Below are 20,126 nucleotides of genomic sequence, written 5' to 3' on the forward strand. Positions count from 1 at the left end.
CCCTATGGGCCCGTTTCATTTCATGATTGCCATCTCACCGGGGGATGGCAGGCCCCGCTCCGCCCTCAGCCGATACGGGTCCAGAAGCTCATGTTGACCGAGTGATGGTCAAGCAGGGTCAGGTACTCCCCTGCCACGTCGTTGTGCAGCCACTGCTGGCAGTAGGCTTCCACCAGCGACTGGCTGGGGGCCATAACCACGTCCGCATAGAGGCCGTCGGCGCCGCGCAGCAGGCAGTGCATGATGAGCCCGGATTGCTGGACAAGAAACTCGGACTCGACCCGCCGTGACAGGGCGAGCAAATCAGCCTCCGTCACCCCTTCCCTGAGCCTGAAAGTGGCAAACTCGACGCCCCCTGCCTCTTGCATGTCACCCTTGATGATCATCTCGTTTTCTCCGTTGTGGATGGTCTGGAGAACCCAGCATAACGAAGGGCTACTGACAGCCTTGTGTCAGTCCTGAATGACCTTTTCGGCGCCACTGCGCCCAGGGGGGAACGCGTCCGACTGGCGCAGGGCAAGGTAATCGGCCAGGGTCGCGCCAGGTGGTGCCCCTTCTCCCGGTCGGCACGGCGCCAGGGTGTCGATGCGATCCACCCTGAAATCCCGGTAGGCCCGGCGCAGCGCACACCAGGCGCCGAGCGTCCAGCATCCGCCCCAGTAGAAGAGCCCGAGGGGAAAGAGCTGGCGTTCCGTCCTGCTGGCGCTGGCATCCCGGTAGCCAATGTGCAGCCAGTAACCGGCCGTGATGGCGTCGTGCAACCTGTCCCAGCGAGCGTATGCAGGCTGCGCCGTGGAATAGTCCGGTACCCGTACCACGGGGACGCGAGGTGCCCGAGCCTCCTTGGCGGGCAGGGCCGCCTCAATCTTGGCGAGCAGGGCGTGGGCCGGATCAGCCATCCCCTTGCCCGTCAGCACCGCCACCAGGTTCACCCCGGTGATGAGGGCCTCCAGCTCGGCCGCACTCAGTTGCAACGGGGCCATTTCGAACCCCTCGCTCAGCCGATAGCCCAGCCCGGCTTCCCCGTAAACCGGAATGCCCGCCAAAGAGAGATCGTCGATATAGCGGTAGATGGTGCGCTCCGACACGCACAGGCGCGTCGCCAGCTCCCGGGCGGTCAGGGGTTGATGCGCCCGCAGCAGGTTGGTCAGTTGAAACAGTCGGTCCGATTTTCTCACAGGCATCCTCAGGCTGGCGGGACATGGCGGCCATGGTAAGCCGGGACGGGCTCGAAAGGCACGTCTTGTTGGCTGGCGACCGCTACCGGCGAGGCCCTGCTTCTTTGCATCACGCAACACAAAACGGGCCCGCAGGCCCGTTGATGGCGCGGCGCCTTTGTCGTCACGCCAACTGCTTACGCAGCATGAATTTTTGCACCTTGCCGGTGGAGGTCTTGGGCAACGGGGTGAAGATGATGCGCTTGGGGGCCTTGAAGTGGGCCATCTGCTCGCGGCAAAACGCAATGAGCTCGGCCTGGGTGAGCTCGCGCCCCTCCTTGAGCTTGACGAAGGCGCAGGGCACCTCCCCCCAGGTCTCGTCCGGCATGGCGATCACCGCGGCTTCTTCCACATCGGGGTGGCGATAGAGCACGTCCTCCACCTCCAGGCTGGAGATGTTCTCCCCGCCGGAAATGATGATGTCCTTGGATCTGTCCTTGATCTCCACATAGCCGTCCGGGTGCCAGACCGCGAGATCCCCGCTTCTAAACCATCCCTGTGCCATCGCCTCTTCGCTCGCCGCCGAGTTCTTGAGGTAGCCCTTCATGACGATGTTGCCCCGCAGCACTATCTCTCCTAGGGTTTTGCCATCCATGGGGACCGGCTCGCCGCTGACGGGGTTGATGACCCGCATCTCCCCTTGCAGGGGGGAGGCTACCCCCTGGCGCGCCTTGAGACGGGAGAGGGTGGTGGCATCCTGCCCCTGCCAGCGTCTTTGCGGCTCGCACACCACGCAGGGGCCATAGGTTTCGGTGAGGCCATAGACATGGGTCACGGCGATCCCCATCGCCTCCATGCCGGCGATCACGGTGGCGGGTGGCGCTGCCCCCGCCGTCATCGCCTTGACGGGGTGGTCGAGCCCCTGCTTGAGGGCCGGATCGGCATTGTTGAGCATATTGAGCACGATGGGGGCGGCGCAGAAATGGCTCACCTTGTGTTCGCGCAGCGCCCCGTAGATGGCCGCCGCCTGCACGTGGCGCAGACAGACGCTCACCCCGGCGGTGGCCGCCAGGGTCCAGGGGAAGCACCAGCCGTTGCAGTGAAACATCGGCAGGGTCCAGAGGTAGACGGGGTGCTTGGGCAGCTCCCAGGATAGGGCATTGTTGACCGCATTGAGGTGGGCGCCGCGATGGTGATAGACCACCCCCTTGGGGTTCCCCGTGGTGCCGGAGGTGTAGTTGAGGGAAATGGCCTGCCACTCGTCCGCCGGCAGCCAGCCGGGTTCGTCCCCGTCCCCCAGGGCGATGAACCCCTCGTAGTCGAGCTCGCCGACCAGCTCCCCTTCCCGGTAGAGGGGATCGTCGATGGCGATCACTAGGGGCTGGCTGTCAATGAGAGAGAGCGCCTTTCGCACCAGGGCGCCGAACTCCCGGTCCACCAGCACCACCTTGCTCTGGGCGTGCTGGAAGATGAAGGCCATGGCGTCCGCATCGAGCCGGGTGTTGATGGTGTTGAGCACAGCGCCGCTCATGGGTACCCCGAAGTGCGCCTCGAACATGGCCGGCACATTGGGGGCGACGATGGAGACGGTGTCCCCCTCGCCAATGCCGCGACGGCGCAGGGCCGAGGCGAGCTGGCGGCAGCGCCGCTCGGTCTGGGCCCAGCTCTGGCGCAGGGGGCCGTGGATCAGCGCCGGATAGTCGGGATAGACCCGGGCGGCCCGCCCCAGAAAGCTCAAGGGGGTCAGCGCCTCGAAATTGGCGGGCGTCTTGCCAAGGCCGGCGTCGTACATGTTCTGCTCTGTCATCGGATCCTTCCTCACAGGGGCACAAAACGGGGTGGCTCTCGCGGTTCACCACGACCGGCATTGCGCCCTGATGCGAGACCAGGACGCCGGCTGGAACCGGATGAAAGGGTATCAAGGGGGCCAGATCCCAGGTATTAGCGAAACGTCTTAGGGGCCCTCAGCCCTGCTCCCCCTGTCGCCAATCGCCGACGCTATTTTTGCGCGGTCACTTTTTGCGCAGTCAGCCCCTGTCGCGATCCCGTGGCCCTTGCCTTGAGCCTGCGGCGCAAAATGCCAAGAATGATCCCAAGCCCTCAACGGGTATGAGTACGAGGAGAAGAGTGATGAACAAATCCATGTTGGCAGGTGTCGGGATCGGTGTGGCCTCTGCGCTGGCATTGTCGGCGGTCGCCAGCGGATCCCTGTTTTCATCAGAGCCCCAGTTTGCCGAGGTGCTGGCCAGCAAGCCGGTGACCGAGACCATCAAGACGCCACGTCAGGAGTGCCGCAACGTCACCCTGACCCACCGCAAGCCGGTGCAGGACGAGCACAAGATCCTGGGTACCGTGGTTGGCGCAGCCCTGGGCGGCGTGGTCGGCCACCAGTTTGGCGGTGGCAGCGGCAAGAAGGTGGCCACCGCCGCCGGTGCCGTGGCGGGGGGTTATGCCGGGAATCAGGTGCAGGGCAACATGCAGGCGGGTGATACCTACACCACCACGGAGCAGCGCTGCAAGACGGTGCAGGAGAGCAGCACCCGCACCATCGGCTATGACGTCACCTACCGCCTCGCCGGCCAGGAAGGGGTGGTACGCATGGAGAAGCAACCCGGCCCCACCATTCCAATCAAGGATGGCAAGCTGGTACTGAGCAACGCGCAGGGTTGATACTCCGTTAGGAGCGCCCTGCCATGAGGAAGGCCCACCACGACGGTGGGCCTTTTTCATCTTCGCAACCCAACCTGTCTGCAACAACACGTCTTCCCAACACAAAGGGGCCCGCAGGCCCCTTACTTGTTGCTCAATCATCCTCAGTGGCGACCGAAGGGCCACCAGGACTTGTCGTTGTCCTGGATGTCGACCCGGGTCTGCTGCAGGGCGCCGGGCTGGCCCCCTTCCACCCGATCGAGGCTCACCCTGAACTGCTCGGTGGGCTCCACAAACCAGTCATCGATGATCAGCACCTTGACCGACTTGCTGCCCCCCTCGCCCGCAGCCCAGCTCACGGTCTGCCCGAACCAGGGCAGGAAATCCAGTCCCCAGCGCGCCGTGACCCCGTCAAGGGCCACCCGGGCACGGGCCGGCTTGCTCAGATCGCCGCTGCGCACCAGGGGGATCTCGGCAAACCACTGCCCCTCGTTCACCGTGATACTGGCCTGAGCCAGCGAGATGGTGGACGGTGCCAGCTTGTCCTTGATGGTCACCAGGGTCTGGTGCTGATCCCCCAGGGTCGCGCCGCTCGCATCAAACAGCTCCAGGGTAAAGGTCTCATCCCCCTCATGCAGGGTGTCGCTCTTCACCGGAATGCTGATGGTCTGGGGCTCGCTCTGCCCGTCCGCCCAGTGCAGGGTGCCGGTGAGGGGCGCCACGTCGCTTGCGTCCGCGCTGCCATGGACGATGCGATAACTCACGCTCGCCTCCCCATGGCTGCCATCGCGGCGCGCCACGCTCAAGACCAGAGTGTTGCCCTCCTCCACGTTCGCAGCGGCGCTCTCGAGGCTCAATACCCCGGCGGGTGGCAGCGGATACTGGATGGCTACCAGCACGGGATCGTGATCCGAGGCGCTGAAGGGGCCCTCGGATTTCGCCAGCTGGCCGCTGTACTTGCTGCCGTACTCGAAGAAGTTGCTCTCGGCGGAGTTGATGTGCCAATCCTCGATGCCGATCACCTTGGCCGCGAGACTCGGGTTTGCCAGGGCGTGATCCAGGTTGCCGAGCTCCCCTTCATAGCTGTAGGAGTAGGTGTCGGTGCCGTGGAAGCGGGTGTTGAGGTTCACCAGACCATACCCCTTGCCCAGGGCGCTGCCGCTCTCCTCGAAGGGCTGGCCCGCCAGGGTGGTGAAGGAGGCGCTCATGATCTGGCGCGATTGGGCGGCCGGATCATAGTTGGTCAGCACCCGGATGGGATCCTCCATGCCGTAGGCGTTCATGTCGCCGATAAGCAGCAGATCCCCAGCCAAATCTTTGAGCTGTTCTCCCAGCACCTTGGCGGCAGAGACCCGCAGCGCGTTGCAGTGGCCCTGGCCATCCAGCGGATCGGCGCTGGCGTAGTCGGGGTAATCCTCGAAGCAGGCGGAGCCCTTGGACTTGAGGTGGTTGACCACCAGGGTCAGGGGCGCATCCCCCTTGGGCGAGCTGAAGCGCTGCACCAGTGACTCGCGCATCCCCTGATTGATGGTCACCGGCTTGCCGCTGGCATCCACCGCCTCGGCCTGCTGCACCGGCAGCGCGATAAGGCTGGCGGCCCCTTGCGGAGTCACGCTGGCGGGCCGGTAGATGAGCCCCACCGTGATGGCGTCGGTGCCAATGGGCTTGCCGTCCGGCGAGGCAATCCAGCGGTAGTGATCCGCCTCATCCGGCAGGGCTGCGTTCAAGGCCGCCACCAGGTTGGCGATGGCGGAGTTGTCACCGTAGCCGTTGTTCTCTATCTCCATCAGCCCCACCACGTCGGCATTGAGGCGGGTGATGGCGCTGACGATCTTGGTGCGCTGCAACTCGAACTCCGCCACCGTCAAGGCGCCCCGGTTGCTGCCGGTGGGGTTGGCATCGCCCCCCACCACCGTGGTGAAGAAGTTGAGCACGTTGAAGCTCGCGACCCGCAGATCCCCCGCCTCGGCAAGTTCGGGGGTTTCCACCCGATCCCAGCCGCTGTGATCAATCTGGCTAGCGTCAATGCGGTTGCTGGCCACCAGCCTGAACAGGTTGTAGGAGTAACCAAGCGCCCCCTCCAGCCCGTTGAGCTTGTCGCCGATGCGAAGGTAACCGTCCTCGGCGTTGAAGCCGGGGAACCAGGGCAGCACACCGTCCGGCGCCTTGGCGTCGGTCTCCACCACCAGCTGGTTCTGTTGGTTGCGAAGGGCCCAGTCGCTCGCCTCCTGGCTCATGGCGGCAAATTTCTGGGTCGACTTGATGAGCGGCGCACCATAAGAGAGCACCAGGTTGTTGCGCTTGCCGTCGTAATCGAAGCTGAAGTTGCGGGTCACCACCAGGCTGGAGCCCGGCACTAGCCGTACCTGCATCCCCTCGTGACGCTCCAGCAGCTCGGTCAGGCTCTCCCCCGCCACCGGCACCAGATCCACTGCCGCCGGCACTGCCCCAGCGGGCCGAGTCACCACCAGCTCATCGGCGTTGATCTGGGTCTGGTTGAAATACTCCTTCACCTTGCCCGAGACGCACACCTCGGCCCCCGGCACGACGGCAGCGTTGGCTTTGGTGGTGTAAACGAAGAGGCCGTCGGAGGTGGCCGGATCGCCGTCCCCCTGCTCATCCTGAATGAAGAAGCCCTTGTAGAGGCCGCTCACTACCTGGGTCACCACGCCGCGGGTGGCGTAGGCCTGTTCCGATTCGAACTTGCCAGCCGGCACCAGCGGGCTGCTGCTGCCCGGGCCCTGAATAGCGGGCACCGGTACCAGGCTGTCCATCGGGCAGACGAAGGCGGGCGGCTGGGTGCCATCGCAGGGGCCATCGCCGCTGCAACCCAGTCCACTGGCGTCATCTTTCGGGGCGGCCACGTATTCGAGCGCCGGATCGAAGGGGGCGGTTGCATCAGTCCGGCCGGTGGTGACGGTGGCCTTGCGGCGCAGGGTCATGTCCAGGGTCGAGACGTTGCCCGACACCCAGGCCGTGCCCGGATCCACCCCCACCTGGCCGAAGCTGTCCACTATCTCGCTGCCGCGATAGAGCACCAGGGCGTCGTCACCGTTGAACACCAGGTTGCCGCTGGTCTGATTGGCCTTGGCCAGGATCTCGCTGCTGGCGGAGGGGTTGGCTAGCACCAGACTGGCCCCAGGGGCGAGGGTGCCTTGCAGCGCCAGGTTGTTGGTGGGGGATTCGCTGATGGGTTTGCCGTTGGCGTAGAGGGCCAGCCGGTATTGGGAGAGATCGACGGGGTCCGAGCCGAGGTTGCTCAGCTCCACCGCCTTGTTGTTGCCGGACCCTTCCAGGTATTCGGTGATAAGCAGTTGCGCCTGTGCCTGTCCAGCGAGCGCCAGCCCGACGGCCAGCGCCACCAGAGAGTGTCTTCCTGACATGGTCAGTTTCCTTTTTTATTTGCAGATCATGTTATTGGCGCCCCGCACAAGGCGGGCCGCAGCACCTTGGATGCAGCCATCAACGGGAGGCATGTCAGCCCCCGGCCGAAACTGCGCGCCCACTCTGCCCCGTCGGCGCCGGGGCTGCTGCGAGCTGGCTAACAATGACAACAAAATGTTGCGCCAAGGTGACGGGCAATACCCGAATGGGCAGTGTCTGCCATCGCTGCGCAGGATGTTGTCGCCCCCTGCCCCTGCTGGCGGCCTCTGTCAGGGAGCGACATCGGCGCCGGGGCAGACAGGGGGAGCACAACGGCGGCCCTCTGCCCGCTACCATCTCGTGAACAACCCCACTCACAGACTCCGGATCATGGGCAAATCCATGGGCGCCATACCGGACGCCACCCCCTTCGTGGCCCGAGAAGGCAGAAAACCGGGGGTGGAACGCTCCCCTGGTGCTCTTGTGGAACCGGTTCCAGTAATGACAGAAATAACAAGAGAGGGGATGACACAAACGTTTGTTGCTTTTGCGCTCGCGAATGGCAATAGTTCTCACTTTCTTTTTTGACCGTCTCTATTCTCGAGGTGCTACAAGATGTTTCGTCACCCCCTGGCAAAGTTGCTGCTGCTCGGCCAGCTCGTCCTGGTGAGCTGGATGGCGCAGGCCGCTCCCCCCGTTGAAGTGGAAGATGTGATGGGCCGCAAGGTCTCCCTCAGCCTTCCGGCAAGCCGCATCGTGCTCGGTTTCTATCCCGAAGATTACCTGGCGGTGGCCGGTGAAGGCGGGGCCGAACGCCTGGTGGGCATGTCCCTGGGCTGGTTCATGAAGTCTCGTCCCGCCATCTGGTCTCTCTACGTGGCCAGCCAGCCACAACTGGCCAACGTGCCGGACCTTGGCAACGTGCAGGATCAGAGCTTCTCCATCGAGAAGACCCTGGCGGTCAAGCCCGACCTGGTGATCCTGGCGAAGTGGCAATATGAGGCCCTGAGCGCCGACCTGCCACGCCTTGAGCAGGCGGGGATCCCGGTGGTGGTCATCGACTACAACGCCCAGACCCTGGCACAGCACATGGCGAGCACCCTGCTGCTTGGCAAGCTGACCGGCCAGGAGGCCCGTGCCCGGAAGATGGCCGACGAGTACAAGGCCAAGATTGACACCATCACCTCCCGCATCGCCGCCGCGAAGCGCACGCAGCCCCGGGTCTACATCGAGCTGGGTGACAAGGGCCCGGCCGAGTACAGCTACACCTATGGCAAGGACATGTGGGGCGCCATGGCCCTGCTGGCCGGTGGCAACAACGTGGCCGCCCCCTTCGTCGATCGCTGGGGCCCCATCCACCCGGAACAACTGCTGGCGAGCAAGCCCGAGGTGATCCTGATGGCGGGCTACGAGAGCGTGAGCAGTGCCGTCGCCATGCAGGTGGGCCAGGATGTGTCGGCAGAGACCGTGCGTCAGCGTCTGCAAGGCTTTGCCGCCCGTCCGGGCTGGAGCGAGCTGCCTGCGGTGAAGCAGGGTCGCCTCTACGCGGTCTATCACGGCGCCACCCGCAGCATCATGGATGCTGCCCTCATCGAGTTCATGGCCAAGGCCCTCTATCCGGACCTCTTCCAGGATCTCGACCCCCTGGCCACCTATCAGGCGTTCTACCAGCACTACCTGCCCATCCGTCCCCAGGGCACCTTCATGCTGGGCATTCATCAGCACAACGCGCACTGAGTGTCGGCCGGGGTCTCTCCGGCTCATTCCCTCCCCCACTCGGTGGAGAACCCACCGGCGACCTCAGGTTGCCGGTGACAAAAACGATAAAAAACCACAAGACAAGATGGAGTTCACACGCAGATGACACTTTTCTCCCGCTATGCCAGCCTGGTGCTGGCAAGCCTTTGCTGCTTGTTTGGCACCGCACAGGCGAAAGTTGAAACCCTGACAGATGTGCTGGGACGGGAAGTCCAGGTCGATCTCCCCGCCAAGCGGGTAGTGCTCGCATTTTACTTTGAAGACTACATGGCCGTCGGTGGCGAACAGGCCTTCGATCGGGTCGTCGGCATCTCCCGCGAGGCCTGGGAAGGCTGGCGTCCTGCCAACTGGTCCCTCTTTACCGCCCATCGCCCGTCCCTCAAGGAGATAGCCGACGTAGGCGAGGTAGAAGTGCAGACCTTCTCGGTGGAAAAAGTGCTCGCCCTCAAACCCGACGTCGTCGTCCTGGCCGACTGGCAATATAAAGGCCTTGGCCAGGACGTGGCCCGTCTCGAACAGGCCGGTCTGCCCGTGGTGGTCGTGGACTACAACATGGAACTCCCCGCCAATCACAAGGCCAGCACCTTGCTGCTCGGCAAGATTGCGGGCACCGAGCCTCGCGCTCGCCAGCTCGCAGACGAGTACCAGCATGCCATCGACGAAGTACATGGCCGGATCGCCGCCGCCAATCTGCCCAAGCCCCGTTTCTACGTGGAGTTTGGCAACAAGGGGCCTGACGAATATGGCTTCAGCTACGGCAAGGGCATGTGGGGTCCGCTCGGCCACCTGGCTGGCGGCGACAACATCGCCGCCCCCTTTGTAGAATGGTACGGCCCCATGAACCCCGAGCAGGTTCTGGTCTCCAAACCCGAGGTCATCTTCCTCACCGGCACTGAATCCACCCAGAACCCCACCGCCGTGCTGCTGGGCCAGGGAGTCAATCCCGCGCTCGCTCGGGCACGGCTCCAGGCCTTTACCGAGCGTAAAGGTTGGGCGAACCTGCCAGCGGTGAAGGAAAAGCGCATCTATGGGATTTACCAGGGCGCCTCCCGCACGCTGCTCGATTACACCATGGTCCAGTTCATGGCCAAGGCGCTCTATCCGAGCCTGTTCAAGGAGATGGATCCGCTTGCCAACTACCTCGACTTCTATCGGCGCTATCTGCCGGTCAAGGCAGACGGCACCTTCGCTATCGCTCTTTAACCTTCAACCTTCGTGGGCGCCTCTTGTGGCGCCCGTTTCAGGATTGTCACCATGAATGATTTGGCTGCCCTGCAGCAGACCCTCGCCCGGCAGCGGCAACGGGAGCGCCGTCGCTGGCACTGGCTCCTGCTGCTCGCCCTGGTCCTGTGCATTACCCTGGTGCTCGACATCGCCACCGGCCCCTCCCTGCTGGCCCTGCACGACGTGATCGATACCTTGATCGCCCCCGCCCAGGCCGATCCCATGACCCGCACCATCGTCCACGACATGCGCCTGCCCATCGCCCTCATGGCCCTGGTGGTCGGTGCCTCCCTCGGTCTTGGCGGTGTGCAGATGCAGACCCTGCTGGACAACCCCCTCGCCAGTCCCTATACCCTCGGGCTCGCGGCGGCGGCGGGCCTGGGCGCGGCGCTGGCCCTCTACACCGGCGGCCTCGGGCTTCCTCCCCTGGTGGCCATCCCTGCCGGTGCCTTCATTGTGTGCATGTTTGCCGCCTGCCTGCTGTTTGGTCTGGCCATGATGCGCCATGTCAGCAGCCAGACCCTGATCCTGGCGGGCATCGCCCTGCTGTTCCTGTTCCAGTCCCTGCTCTCCCTGCTGCAGTTCCTCTCCTCCCCCGAGCTCAACCAGCAGATCCTGTTCTGGCTGTTTGGCAGCCTGATGCGTACCACCTGGGACTCCCTGATCATCACCGCCGTCGTCACCCTGATCTGCACCCTGCTCATCTACCGTGACGCCTGGGCCCTCACCAGCCTGCGCCTCGGGGAAGCCCGCGCCCGCAGCCTCGGGGTCAACGTCGACAGACTGCGCATGAAGACCCTGGTGCTGGTCGCCCTGCTCACCGCCACCGCCACCAGCTTCGTCGGCGTCATCGGCTTCGTCGGCCTGGTGGCCCCCCATATCGCCCGCATGCTGGTGGGGGAAGATCAGCGCTTTTTGATCCCCCTCTCCGCCCTGTGCGGCGCCTGCATGCTCTCGGCGGCCTCGGTGCTCTCCAAGTCCATCATTCCGGGGGCCCTGTTCCCCATCGGCATCGTCACCGCGCTCATTGGCGTGCCCTTCTTCATCTGGTTGATCCTCGGCAGGGGGCGTAAACGTGCTTGAAATATCCCGACTCTCCCTCTCCCTCGGGCAGCAGACCTTGCTGCGGGATCTCAGCCTCACTCTGCATCCGGGTCAGGTCCATGTGATCATCGGCCCGAACGGGACCGGCAAGACCTCCTTGATGCGCACCCTCTTTGGTGAACTGACCCCGGACAGTGGCGACATTCGTCTCGGGGACCAGAGTGCCCGCCAGATGTCGCAGGCCAGGTGGCGCCAGCAGTTTGGCTACATGCCCCAGAACATCCAGCTGGAGCTGGATCTCAGCGTCATCGAAGTGGTGGTGCTGGGGCGCCTCGACAGCCTCTCCATGCGCCTCGCGGACGAGGACATCCTGGCTGCCGGCCGCGCCCTGCAGGCGCTCGGCATCGCCCATCTGGCGGATCGCCCCCTCTACTCCCTGAGCGGCGGCCAGCGTCAGATGGTGCTCTTCGCCCAGGTGCTGCTGCGCGACCCCCGCATCATGATGCTGGACGAGCCGGTCAGCGCCCTGGACCTGCACCACCAGATGCAACTGATGGAGCACCTGTGCCAGCAGACCCGGGAGCAGCAGTGGATCACCCTGGTGGTGCTGCACGATCTCAACCTGGCCGCCCAGTTTGCCGATCAGCTGATCGTGCTGGCAGGGGGAGATCTGCAGGCCTTCGGCCCCCCCGCCCGGGTGCTCGACGCGGCCCTCATCGAGCGCCTCTACCAGGTGCCGGTGGAGATAAGCCACGATCAGCACGGCATCCCCTTCCTCAGAACCCTGCGAAAGACATCATGACACAGTGCTGCGCCACCCCGGCGACCACCTCCCCACGCGCTGGCGGGAGGCGACCATGAACGGCGCCTCCTACTGGCGGGACTGGCAGGGCATGAGCCCGGCCGCCCGCCTGCTCATCACCAATGGGCTCGCCTTCAACCTCGGCTTCTACATGATGATGCCCTTCCTCGCCCAGCACATGGGCAGCGGGCTGGGCCTGGCCGGCTGGGCCTGTGGCCTCGTCATGGGGATGCGGGTCTTCAGCCAGCAGGGGCTCTTCCTGTTGGGCGGTACCCTTGGAGATCGCATCGGCTACCATCCCGCCATCGTCTGGGGCTGCCTGGTACGATCCTTGGGCTTCGTGCTGCTGGGCTGGGCCGAGTCCCTGCCCATCCTGCTGCTGGCCGCCGCCCTCACCGGCTTTGCGGGGGCTCTTTTCACCCCCTGCGCTCAGGCCTACCTTGCCAGCGAATGCCACAACCCGAGCCAGCGTCAGCGCGCCTTCGCCCTGCACAATCTGGCCAGCGAGGCGGGCATGCTGCTCGGCCCCCTGGTCGGCCTCACCTTGACCCAACAGAGCTATACGCTGACGGGGATCCTGGCGGCGAGCCTCTTCGCCCTGCTCGGAGTGCTGCAATACCGGGTGCTGCCCAAACGCCCGGTGAGCAACCAGAGCCCCCGTGGCGCCATCTTGCGCCAATGGGGGGAGATAGTGCGCCAGCGCCCCTTCATGGGGTTCACCCTGCTGGCAGGCAGCTACCAGATCCTGTTCCACCAGCTCTATCTCGCCCTCCCCGCCCATATCCAGAGCCTGCCGGACGCCACCCACCTGCTCGGCGGCGTCTTCACCCTCTCGGCGGTGATCGGTGTCGTGCTCCAGCTCCCGGCCTCCCGCCTGGTGGAGCGCCGCCTGGGAGTACCGCTCGCCATGGGGCTGGGGATAGGCATGATGGGCTTGAGCTATCTCGCCCTGCCCCTGCTGGCACCCTGGCCGACGGCAGGCGTGTTGACGCAGGTGGCCCTGCTTTCTCTGGGCTCCATCCTCTGCTTCCCGCTCTTCGCCGCCCAACTGCCCCGCTACGCCCCCCCTGAGCAGCTCGGCAGCTACTACGGCTTCTATGCCAGCGCCGGGGGCTGCATGGCGCTCTTTGGCAACCTGCTCATCGGCTTTATGCTGGGGGATGCGGGCAGCCGCCCTGCCACCGCCATCTGGTGGCTGCTGGCCCTCGCCGGCCTGCTGGCCGGGTTTGGTCTCTATACCCAGCTACGCAGAAGCGGTCACGAGCAAGCGGCCATCAATAAATAAACCGGGCGGCCAAGGCCGCCCGGTTTTATTCCCTTTCTCCCCCTTCCACTCTCTGCCTTATCCGGCTAAACCGGCTTCAAGACCTTGTCAGATACGCGAGCAAGCTCGGCTGTACTTGATGAGCAAAACAACATCGGACATGCACGATAACAATAAAAAGGACGCCATCGGGCGTCCTTGAAGAGGAAGACAGAACCGGGTCAACTCCCCAGATGCAGCGCCAACCAGACCGCAAAGGGGATCACCACCACAGAGAGCGCATTGCCGCCGAGCACTATACTGGCCACTTTGTCGGGCTGGCACTGGTACTGCTCGCACAGGATGTAATTCAATACCGCCGGGGGCAGTGCCACCGAGAGTGTCAGCAGCGGGATCCAGGCAGGCTCCAGGGGCAGCAGCCAGACGGCGAGCCCCAGGGAGAGGCCCCCCGCCAACAGGTAGAGCAGGTTGCACTTGATGGCCAGCCCCAGATGATCCAGCTCCCCTTCCATCAGCCGGATGCCTAAGGCAAACAGCATCAGGGGCACCGCTATCTGACCGAGCAGGGCGGCGCAGGTCACCAGGTATTCCGGCAGCGGGATATGCAGGTTGGCCACCAGCAGCCCGGCGAAGGCGGCCCAGAGCACGGGGCTTCTCAGCCAGCCCCAGCGGGAGCTGCTGGCCGAGAGGATGAACATGCCCACCGAGAAGTGGAGCAGGTTGGAGAGCACAAAGAGGATGACGATGGCGCCGAGCTGCTGCTCGCCAAAGGCGAGCACCATCAGCGGAATGCCGAGGTTGCCGGTGTTGCGAAACATAGCGGGCAGGATCAGCGCGGCCCGCTCTATCTCCTTGAGTTTGAGCAGGGAGAGCAGCAAGCCGGGCAGCAGGATGACCAGGGCACCGGCCCCCACAAGGGGCAGGTGCGCCGCCAGATCCAGGGGGTATTTCACTAGGGCCGAGAAGACCAGCGCCGGGGTAAAGAGCTCGATATTGGCCCGGTTGACATAACCCAGGGCCCCGCCCGGCCGCAGCCGTCCATAGAGGGCGCCAAGGCTCACCACCGCAAACACGGGAATGACGATATTGAGCAGGGCGCTGAACATGGGTATCCCGTTTACAGTTCGCGGGCCGGGCGTCCCATCAGCACCACGGGGTCCAGCGTCACCTCTTGGCTGCCGTTGCTGACCCAGAGCTGGCCGTCGGAGATGGTACAGGTGAGCTGCATGGTGCGCTCCACCATGGCCGCCAGGGGCAGGGTCTGGCTGTCGGAGAGTTCGATGACGCTCAGGTTGTCGTGCAGACCGAGCTTGCCCTGGTTCTGCTTCCACCAGACGCTGGTGCCACGACCGCCATAGAGGTAGAGCACCACCTGGCGAGAGCGGTTGCATGCCTTCTTGAGACGGCGCTCGTCCGGCTGACCCAGCTCAATCCAGAGTTCAATCTCGTCGGAGTAGTTCTTGCACCAGAGCTCAGGCTCGTCGTCGGCTGAGAGCCCCTTGGTGAACTCCAGCCGCTCGGCGGCATGCCAGGCGAAGGCCGCGAGGCGGATCATCATGCGCTCGTCGGTCTCGGAGGGGTGACGGGCCAGGGTGAGGGAGAAGTCCTGATAGAGATTGCGATCCATGTCAGACAAGCTGATCTGGGCCTTGAAGATGGTTGCCTTGAGCGCCATAGAAGTCGTGAATACCTGATAAAAGAGAAGGGGGCGGACATGCCGGGCGTCAGTGTAATCAAAATGGCCGCCGGGTTCGACCGTCTTGCGCTCCCTTTACCCCATCAGGGGTGGGCAAGTGCTTCAGAAGACACAAAAAACAAATGCCAGTCGTGAGACTGGCATTTGGCGGCATGAACGAGAGTGACTCACTTCTCGGCGGACTTGACCCCGAAGGCATTGAGCAGCAGGCAGCAGGTCACTGCCACTGCCACGAACCCGCTCAGGAAGATAAAGGGCATGGCCCCATACCCCAATACAGTCCAGATGGTGTGTTCAAGCAGACTCATAGTGTGTCCTTCATCCAGTGAAATGGGTGTCCCTTTCGTGACGGGGTCGCCCCCGTTCCTGATGAGACTATTTGACCTCAACCCGCGCCTGAGTCCTATGCCACCAAAGTAATAAATGGGGCACCAGTTTGCGCCAGATCAAGGTTTTACCCCTCCCCGCCCCGTTTTTCTTCGCGCCCTCGCCCCAAACCGGAAAGGTACGCCCAACAAAAAGCGAGGCGACCTTGGGGTCGCCTCGCTCGATGCATGCCGTCGAGAGCCATCAGTAGAAGGTCTGCTGCTCCGCCGCCATCGCTTTCAGCCGCGCACAGGGGGCGAAGCGGTCGCCAAAGCGCTTCTGATGGTGCTCAAGACGCCCCACCAGATAGTCGATGCCGAGGCTGTCCATGTAGCGGAACGGACCGCCCAGGAAGGGGGGGAAGCCGATACCGAAGATGGCGCCGATGTCGCCATCCCGGGCCGAGGCCACCACGCCGCCATCCAGGGCCATAGCCGCTTCGTTGAGCATCAGCAGCACGCAGCGTTCGGCGATCTCCTGCCTGGCCAGCTTGGCCTGGGGCTTGACGCCCAGCACGTCGTAGACGCTCGCGTCCACCGTCTTCTTGCCCTCCTTGCCGGTGAGCTTGTTGCGCGGAGCCGCCTTGCCATAGAGATAGAAGCCCTTGCCGTTCTTGCGCCCCTTGCGATCGTCTTCCAGCAGCTTGTCAAAGGCCTTGGGCGCCTGGAACTGCTCGCCACCCAGCTCTTTTTCGAGGATGGGGGAGATCTTGGCTCCCACGTCGATCCCCACCTCGTCCAGCAGGGTGATGGGGCCGACCGGGAAACCGAAGTCGAGCAGAGCGCCGTCCAGTACCTCCACCGGCTCCCCTTCCAGCACCAGGCGCGCCGCCTCGTTCATGTAGGGCGCCAGGATACGGTTGACGTAGAAGCCGGCCTCGTCCTTCACCACGATGGGGGTCTTGCCCTGGGCCCGGGCGAAGGCCAGGGTGGTGGCCACCGTCTCGGCGCTGGTACCCGCGTGGGGAATGATCTCGGCGAGCGGCATCTTGTCCACCGGGCTGAAGTAGTGCAGCCCCACCACCCGCTCCGGATGCGTCGCCGCCGAGGCGATCTGGTGGATGGGCAGGGAGGAGGTGTTGGAGGCAAACACGGTGTGCTCCCCGCACTCGCACTCCACGTCCTGCACCATCTGGTGCTTGAGGTTGATGTCCTCGAACACCGCTTCCACTACCATGTCCACCCGGTGGAAGCCGGAATAGTCCAGGGTGCCGGTCAGCAGGCTCATCTGTTTCTCCAGCTCGCTGCGCAGCAGTTGGCGACGCTTGAGCTTCCTGGCGAGGAGGTCGTAGCTGTAACGCATGGCATTGCCGATGCCGGCGCTCGCCACATCCTTGATCCGCACCGGTACCCCCGCCTTGGTGGCGGTGACGAAGGCAATACCACCCCCCATCAGGCCGCCCCCCAGCACGGCGGCATGACCCACCTTGCGCGGCTCGGCCCCCTGATAGCTCACCTCTTTCTTCATCTCAGTGGTGGCGAAGAAGAGGGAGCGCAGGGCGGCGGATTCCGGCGTCATCACCAGCTCGCCGAAGTGGCGGGCCTCGGCCAGCAGGCCAGCCTGCATCCCCTCCTCCACGCCGATGCGCACCACCTCGATGATACGCTCCGGCGCCGGGTAGTTGCCCCGGGTCTTGGCCTTGACCCCCTTGCGGGCCTGATCGAACAGCACCTTGCGACCAAATTTGTTGGTCTCCAGCACCTTGCCCTGCAGATCCCGTTTCAGGTGGTGGCGCGGCTTGCCCTTCTTGGCAAGCTTGATGGCGGCTTCCAGCAAAATGGACGGGGGCACCATGTCATCCACCAGCCCGAGCTTCCTGGCCTGTTTGGCCCGCACCTGCTTGCCGGTCAGCATCAGATCCAGTGCCTTGGCCACCCCGATGAGGCGCGGCAGGCGCTGGGTACCGCCGGAGCCCGGCAGCAGGCCGAGCTGCACTTCCGGCAGGCCCAGCACGGTTTTACCGTGATCAGTCACCACCCGGCCATGACAGGCGAGCGCCAGCTCCAGCCCGCCGCCAAGGCAGGGGCCGTGAATGGCGGCGATCACCGGGATCCCCAGGGCTTCGATCTCGGCGAACACCTCCTGTCCGGCCCGGGACAGCGCTTCGGCATCCTGAGCGCTGGTGCAGGCCGCCAGCATGGCGATGTCGGCCCCGGCAACGAAGGAGTCCTTCTTGCCGGAGACGATCACCAGGCCGATCAGATCCCCGTTCCCCTTTACCTCGGCCAGCAGAGTGCGGATCTCGTCCGCAAAGGAGGCCTTCAGGGTGTTCATGCTCTCACCGGGCACATCCATGGTGAGGATGCCGATGCCGTCTTTGCGAATATCCAGAGAAAAAGTCTTGGCACTCATCATTCCACCTCCAGCACCATGGCCACACCCAGCCCACCCGCCGCACAGGCGGTGTTGAGCCCCAATCCCCCACCCCGGCGCCGCAGTTCATGCAGGGTCTGGGTGATCATGCGCGCCCCGGTGGCGGCAAAGGGGTGACCAAAGGCCAAAGAGCCGCCGAGCACGTTGAACTTCTCCATGTCCACCTCGCCGATGGCCTGATCCCGGCCCAGCTTGTCACGGGCAAATTCGGCGCTTGCAAACATCTTGAGGTTGGCCAGCGTCTGGGCGGCAAAGGCTTCGTGCATGTCGATGAGGGTGAGATCCCCAAGGGTGATGCCGGCACGGTCCAGCGCCAGCGGCGTGGCATAGGAGGGGCCCATCAGCATGTCCTGCCAGACATCGATGGCGGAAAACGCGAAGCTGCGGATGTAACCCAGCGGCTCCAGACCCAGCTCACGGGCCCGCCCTTCACGCATCATCAGCACGGCGGCGGCGCCGTCGGTAAGCGGAGTGGCGTTGGCGGCAGTCACCGAACCGTGGGCCCGGTCAAAGACCGGTTTGAGCTTGGCGTAACTCGCCAGATCCGAGCTTTCACGGATGTTGTTGTCCCGCTCCAGCGGCGACTTGTAGGGGGGCACGTGGGCGGTGAACACCTCACCATTCAATTTGCCCTGCGCCCAGGCTTCGGCCGCCAGGGTGTGGGAGCGGTGGGCCAGCGCATCTTGTGCCTCGCGGCTGATCTGGTGGGTCTTGGCCATCTGCTCGGCGGTCTGCCCCATGGAGAGACCGGTGGAGTACTCGGCCACGGCCGGGGGAACCGGCAGCAGGTCCTTCAGGCGCAGGCGGCGCAGAATATTGAAACGCTGCTGGAGGTTGCGCGCCTTGTTGAGATCCACCAGGGCGCGGGCCAGAGACTTGCTGACCCCGATGGGCAGCACGGAAGAGGAGTCGGCACCACCGGCGATGGCGATGTCCACCGTGCCGGCCATGATGGATTCGGTGACATTGGCCACCGCCTGGAAACTGGTGGCGCAGGCGCGCGACACGCTATAGGCATCGGTGCTGACGCTCATGCCAGTGCCAAGCACGATCTCCCGGGCGATGTTTGGCGCTTCCGGCATCTGCACCACCTGGCCGAACACCAGCTGGTCGATGAGCTTGGGGTCGAGATCGGTGCGGGCGAGCATCTCGCTCACCACCAGTTTGCCCAGATCCACCGCAGGCACGCCGTGAAAAGCGGTGGCCTGCTTGGCAAAGGGGGTGCGCAGACCCGCCACGACGGCTATCCGTTCGCCCTGGCGAGTCGTCAGTTTCAATGGCTGTTTCATCCTGGCTCCTTGGGTTAAAAAGGCAGAGGTCTGACCTCATTGCGCCACATCTTAACAATCCAATCACAACTTTCATACGGCTGATTGAAACTAAATTGTCCCCATCTTGCCACCCTCCCTCGCCCTTGTGAGCCAACTGGGGTATAAAAAGATCAACTTCCATAAAAACAACGGGTTTATCGCATGGCAGCGGCCGAGTTCAGAGCACTTGGAGACTATCTGGGCAGCCAGATCCTGGGACAGGGCCCCCTCATCGAGGGGCTGCTGATCGCTCTGTTATGTGAAGGACATGTGCTGATTGAGGGGGCCCCCGGTCTTGCCAAGACCCGGGCGGTCAAGGCGCTGGCCGGCGCCGTGGAGGGGCGCTTTGCCCGTATCCAGTTCACCCCGGATCTGCTCCCTGCCGATCTCACCGGCAGCGAGGTCTTCCATCCCCAGGATGCAAGTTTCGTGTTTCAACCCGGCCCCCTGTTCAATCACCTGGTGCTGGCGGACGAGATCAACCGGGCGCCGGCCAAGGTGCAGTCCGCTCTGCTGGAGGCCATGGCCGAGCACCAGATCACCGTGGGCAAGAAGAGCTGGCGCCTGCCCTCCCTCTTCATGGTCGCCGCCACCCAGAACCCCATCGAGCAGGAAGGGACCTATCCCCTGCCGGAGGCCCAGCTCGATCGCTTCTTGCTCAAACTGCTGGTGGATTACCCCAGCCCCGCCATGGAGCTGGCCATCCTCCAGCTCAACGCCCGCGGCGACGCCCTGCCGACGCCGCCAGTCACCCTCAGTCAGTCCGACCTGATGGAAGCCCGCACCGCCGTTCAAGGGGTACAGATGCAGGGGCGCCTCGAGCACTATCTGGTGCAACTGGTGTGCGCCACCCGCCCCGGCAGCGGCCTGTGCCCCGAGTTAGACCCCCTGGTCGCGGTGGGGGCCAGTCCCAGAGCCAGCATCGGCCTCGCAAGAGCCGCACGGGCCCGGGCCTGGCTCGCCGGGCGCGACTTCGTATTGCCCGAAGACATCCAGCAACTGGCGCCAGCCGTGCTGCGCCACCGCCTCATCCCGAGTTATCAGGCGCTGGCGGACAACCTCGATAGCGAGGCGCTCATCACCCTGCTGCTGGATGCCATTCCATGCCCCTGAGCCGACC

16 protein-coding genes are annotated in these 20,126 nt (G+C 64.3%); 7 read left to right on the forward strand and 9 right to left on the reverse strand.

What is annotated here, in order from left to right; translation table 11 throughout:
- Positions 1–65 precede the first annotated feature (65 nt).
- The 3 genes from AB5Y93_RS12210 to AB5Y93_RS12220 all read right to left on the reverse strand — a co-directional run bounded on the left by AB5Y93_RS12210 (position 66) and on the right by AB5Y93_RS12220 (position 2,964).
- The gene (locus tag AB5Y93_RS12210; protein WP_042881380.1) at positions 66–386 is read right to left on the reverse strand and encodes a hypothetical protein; all 321 of its coding nucleotides are present in this window, start codon (positions 384–386) and stop codon (positions 66–68) included.
- Between the two features lie 66 nt (positions 387–452).
- The gene (locus AB5Y93_RS12215) at positions 453–1,151 is read right to left on the reverse strand and encodes a helix-turn-helix transcriptional regulator (RefSeq protein WP_368229608.1); all 699 of its coding nucleotides are present in this window, start codon (positions 1,149–1,151) and stop codon (positions 453–455) included.
- Between the two features lie 190 nt (positions 1,152–1,341).
- Complete coding sequence (locus tag AB5Y93_RS12220) at positions 1,342–2,964, reverse strand: acyl-CoA synthetase (protein ID WP_336583194.1); 1,623 nt, start codon at positions 2,962–2,964, stop codon at positions 1,342–1,344.
- Between the two features lie 323 nt (positions 2,965–3,287).
- Between AB5Y93_RS12220 and AB5Y93_RS12225 the strand changes: the two genes are divergently transcribed.
- Entirely contained in the window at positions 3,288–3,827 is a 540-nt protein-coding gene (locus AB5Y93_RS12225) for a glycine zipper 2TM domain-containing protein (RefSeq protein ID WP_368229454.1), read from the forward strand.
- Positions 3,828–3,970: 143 nt separating this feature from the next.
- Here AB5Y93_RS12225 and AB5Y93_RS12230 read toward each other — a convergent pair whose 3' ends face one another.
- The gene (locus AB5Y93_RS12230; protein WP_368229455.1) at positions 3,971–7,189 is read right to left on the reverse strand and encodes an ExeM/NucH family extracellular endonuclease; all 3,219 of its coding nucleotides are present in this window, start codon (positions 7,187–7,189) and stop codon (positions 3,971–3,973) included.
- Positions 7,190–7,784: 595 nt separating this feature from the next.
- Between AB5Y93_RS12230 and AB5Y93_RS12235 the strand changes: the two genes are divergently transcribed.
- The 5 genes from AB5Y93_RS12235 (at position 7,785) to AB5Y93_RS12255 (ending at position 13,282) form a co-directional block, all read left to right on the forward strand.
- Positions 7,785–8,906 (forward strand): ABC transporter substrate-binding protein, encoded by a 1,122-nt coding sequence (locus tag AB5Y93_RS12235; protein ID WP_368229457.1) that lies wholly within the window; start codon positions 7,785–7,787, stop codon positions 8,904–8,906.
- A 123-nt stretch (positions 8,907–9,029) separates the two neighbouring features.
- The gene (locus tag AB5Y93_RS12240; RefSeq protein WP_103243162.1) at positions 9,030–10,130 is read left to right on the forward strand and encodes an ABC transporter substrate-binding protein; all 1,101 of its coding nucleotides are present in this window, start codon (positions 9,030–9,032) and stop codon (positions 10,128–10,130) included.
- A gap of 51 nt (positions 10,131–10,181) precedes the next feature.
- On the forward strand, positions 10,182–11,234 hold the full coding sequence (locus AB5Y93_RS12245; RefSeq protein ID WP_323935393.1) for an iron ABC transporter permease: 1,053 nt from the start codon (positions 10,182–10,184) through the stop codon (positions 11,232–11,234).
- Positions 11,227–11,997 carry an ABC transporter ATP-binding protein gene (locus tag AB5Y93_RS12250; RefSeq protein ID WP_124245025.1) on the forward strand — a complete coding sequence of 257 codons (771 nt, stop codon included), beginning with the start codon at positions 11,227–11,229 and terminating at the stop codon, positions 11,995–11,997. The genes AB5Y93_RS12245 and AB5Y93_RS12250 overlap by 8 nt, the downstream gene beginning before the upstream one ends.
- Positions 11,998–12,052: 55 nt before the next feature.
- Positions 12,053–13,282, forward strand: a complete 1,230-nt coding sequence (locus AB5Y93_RS12255; RefSeq protein WP_319905261.1) for an MFS transporter — start codon at positions 12,053–12,055, stop codon at positions 13,280–13,282.
- 200 nt (positions 13,283–13,482) lie between these two features.
- Here AB5Y93_RS12255 and AB5Y93_RS12260 read toward each other — a convergent pair whose 3' ends face one another.
- The 5 genes from AB5Y93_RS12260 to fadI form a co-directional block, all read right to left on the reverse strand.
- Positions 13,483–14,367, reverse strand: a complete 885-nt coding sequence (locus AB5Y93_RS12260) for an AEC family transporter (RefSeq protein WP_368229459.1) — start codon at positions 14,365–14,367, stop codon at positions 13,483–13,485.
- A gap of 11 nt (positions 14,368–14,378) precedes the next feature.
- Entirely contained in the window at positions 14,379–14,936 is a 558-nt protein-coding gene (locus AB5Y93_RS12265) for a YaeQ family protein (RefSeq protein ID WP_010674671.1), read from the reverse strand.
- A gap of 188 nt (positions 14,937–15,124) precedes the next feature.
- Complete coding sequence (locus AB5Y93_RS12270) at positions 15,125–15,265, reverse strand: TIGR02808 family protein (RefSeq protein WP_010674670.1); 141 nt, start codon at positions 15,263–15,265, stop codon at positions 15,125–15,127.
- A 262-nt stretch (positions 15,266–15,527) separates the two neighbouring features.
- Positions 15,528–17,675 (reverse strand): fatty acid oxidation complex subunit alpha FadJ, encoded by a 2,148-nt coding sequence (gene fadJ, locus AB5Y93_RS12275; RefSeq protein ID WP_368229460.1) that lies wholly within the window; start codon positions 17,673–17,675, stop codon positions 15,528–15,530.
- Complete coding sequence (gene fadI / locus AB5Y93_RS12280) at positions 17,675–18,985, reverse strand: acetyl-CoA C-acyltransferase FadI (RefSeq protein ID WP_039039117.1); 1,311 nt, start codon at positions 18,983–18,985, stop codon at positions 17,675–17,677. Before fadI ends, fadJ begins: the two co-directional genes overlap by 1 nt.
- A gap of 183 nt (positions 18,986–19,168) precedes the next feature.
- On the opposite strand from fadI, the gene AB5Y93_RS12285 reads away from it, so the two are divergent.
- Positions 19,169–20,119 carry a MoxR family ATPase gene (locus tag AB5Y93_RS12285; protein ID WP_221437004.1) on the forward strand — a complete coding sequence of 317 codons (951 nt, stop codon included), beginning with the start codon at positions 19,169–19,171 and terminating at the stop codon, positions 20,117–20,119.
- Positions 20,120–20,126: the final 7 nt, after the last annotated feature.

This window comes from Aeromonas sp. R10-1 (genome assembly GCF_040908465.1).
In the GTDB taxonomy this organism is placed as follows: domain Bacteria; phylum Pseudomonadota; class Gammaproteobacteria; order Enterobacterales; family Aeromonadaceae; genus Aeromonas; species Aeromonas caviae.

What these genes read in the sequence shown, in the direction of transcription:
- AB5Y93_RS12210 (WP_042881380.1), bottom strand. Translation starts at nt 386, where the DNA reads ATGATCATCAAGGGTGACATGCAAGAGGCAGGGGGCGTCGAGTTTGCC.
- AB5Y93_RS12220 (WP_336583194.1), bottom strand. Translation starts at nt 2,964, where the DNA reads ATGACAGAGCAGAACATGTACGACGCCGGCCTTGGCAAGACGCCCGCC.
- AB5Y93_RS12225 (WP_368229454.1), top strand. Translation starts at nt 3,288, where the DNA reads ATGAACAAATCCATGTTGGCAGGTGTCGGGATCGGTGTGGCCTCTGCG.
- AB5Y93_RS12230 (WP_368229455.1), bottom strand. Translation starts at nt 7,189, where the DNA reads ATGTCAGGAAGACACTCTCTGGTGGCGCTGGCCGTCGGGCTGGCGCTC.
- AB5Y93_RS12235 (WP_368229457.1), top strand. Translation starts at nt 7,785, where the DNA reads ATGTTTCGTCACCCCCTGGCAAAGTTGCTGCTGCTCGGCCAGCTCGTC.
- AB5Y93_RS12240 (WP_103243162.1), top strand. Translation starts at nt 9,030, where the DNA reads ATGACACTTTTCTCCCGCTATGCCAGCCTGGTGCTGGCAAGCCTTTGC.
- AB5Y93_RS12245 (WP_323935393.1), top strand. Translation starts at nt 10,182, where the DNA reads ATGAATGATTTGGCTGCCCTGCAGCAGACCCTCGCCCGGCAGCGGCAA.
- AB5Y93_RS12255 (WP_319905261.1), top strand. Translation starts at nt 12,053, where the DNA reads ATGAACGGCGCCTCCTACTGGCGGGACTGGCAGGGCATGAGCCCGGCC.
- AB5Y93_RS12260 (WP_368229459.1), bottom strand. Translation starts at nt 14,367, where the DNA reads ATGTTCAGCGCCCTGCTCAATATCGTCATTCCCGTGTTTGCGGTGGTG.
- AB5Y93_RS12265 (WP_010674671.1), bottom strand. Translation starts at nt 14,936, where the DNA reads ATGGCGCTCAAGGCAACCATCTTCAAGGCCCAGATCAGCTTGTCTGAC.
- AB5Y93_RS12270 (WP_010674670.1), bottom strand. Translation starts at nt 15,265, where the DNA reads ATGAGTCTGCTTGAACACACCATCTGGACTGTATTGGGGTATGGGGCC.
- fadJ (WP_368229460.1), bottom strand. Translation starts at nt 17,675, where the DNA reads ATGAGTGCCAAGACTTTTTCTCTGGATATTCGCAAAGACGGCATCGGC.
- fadI (WP_039039117.1), bottom strand. Translation starts at nt 18,985, where the DNA reads ATGAAACAGCCATTGAAACTGACGACTCGCCAGGGCGAACGGATAGCC.
- AB5Y93_RS12285 (WP_221437004.1), top strand. Translation starts at nt 19,169, where the DNA reads ATGGCAGCGGCCGAGTTCAGAGCACTTGGAGACTATCTGGGCAGCCAG.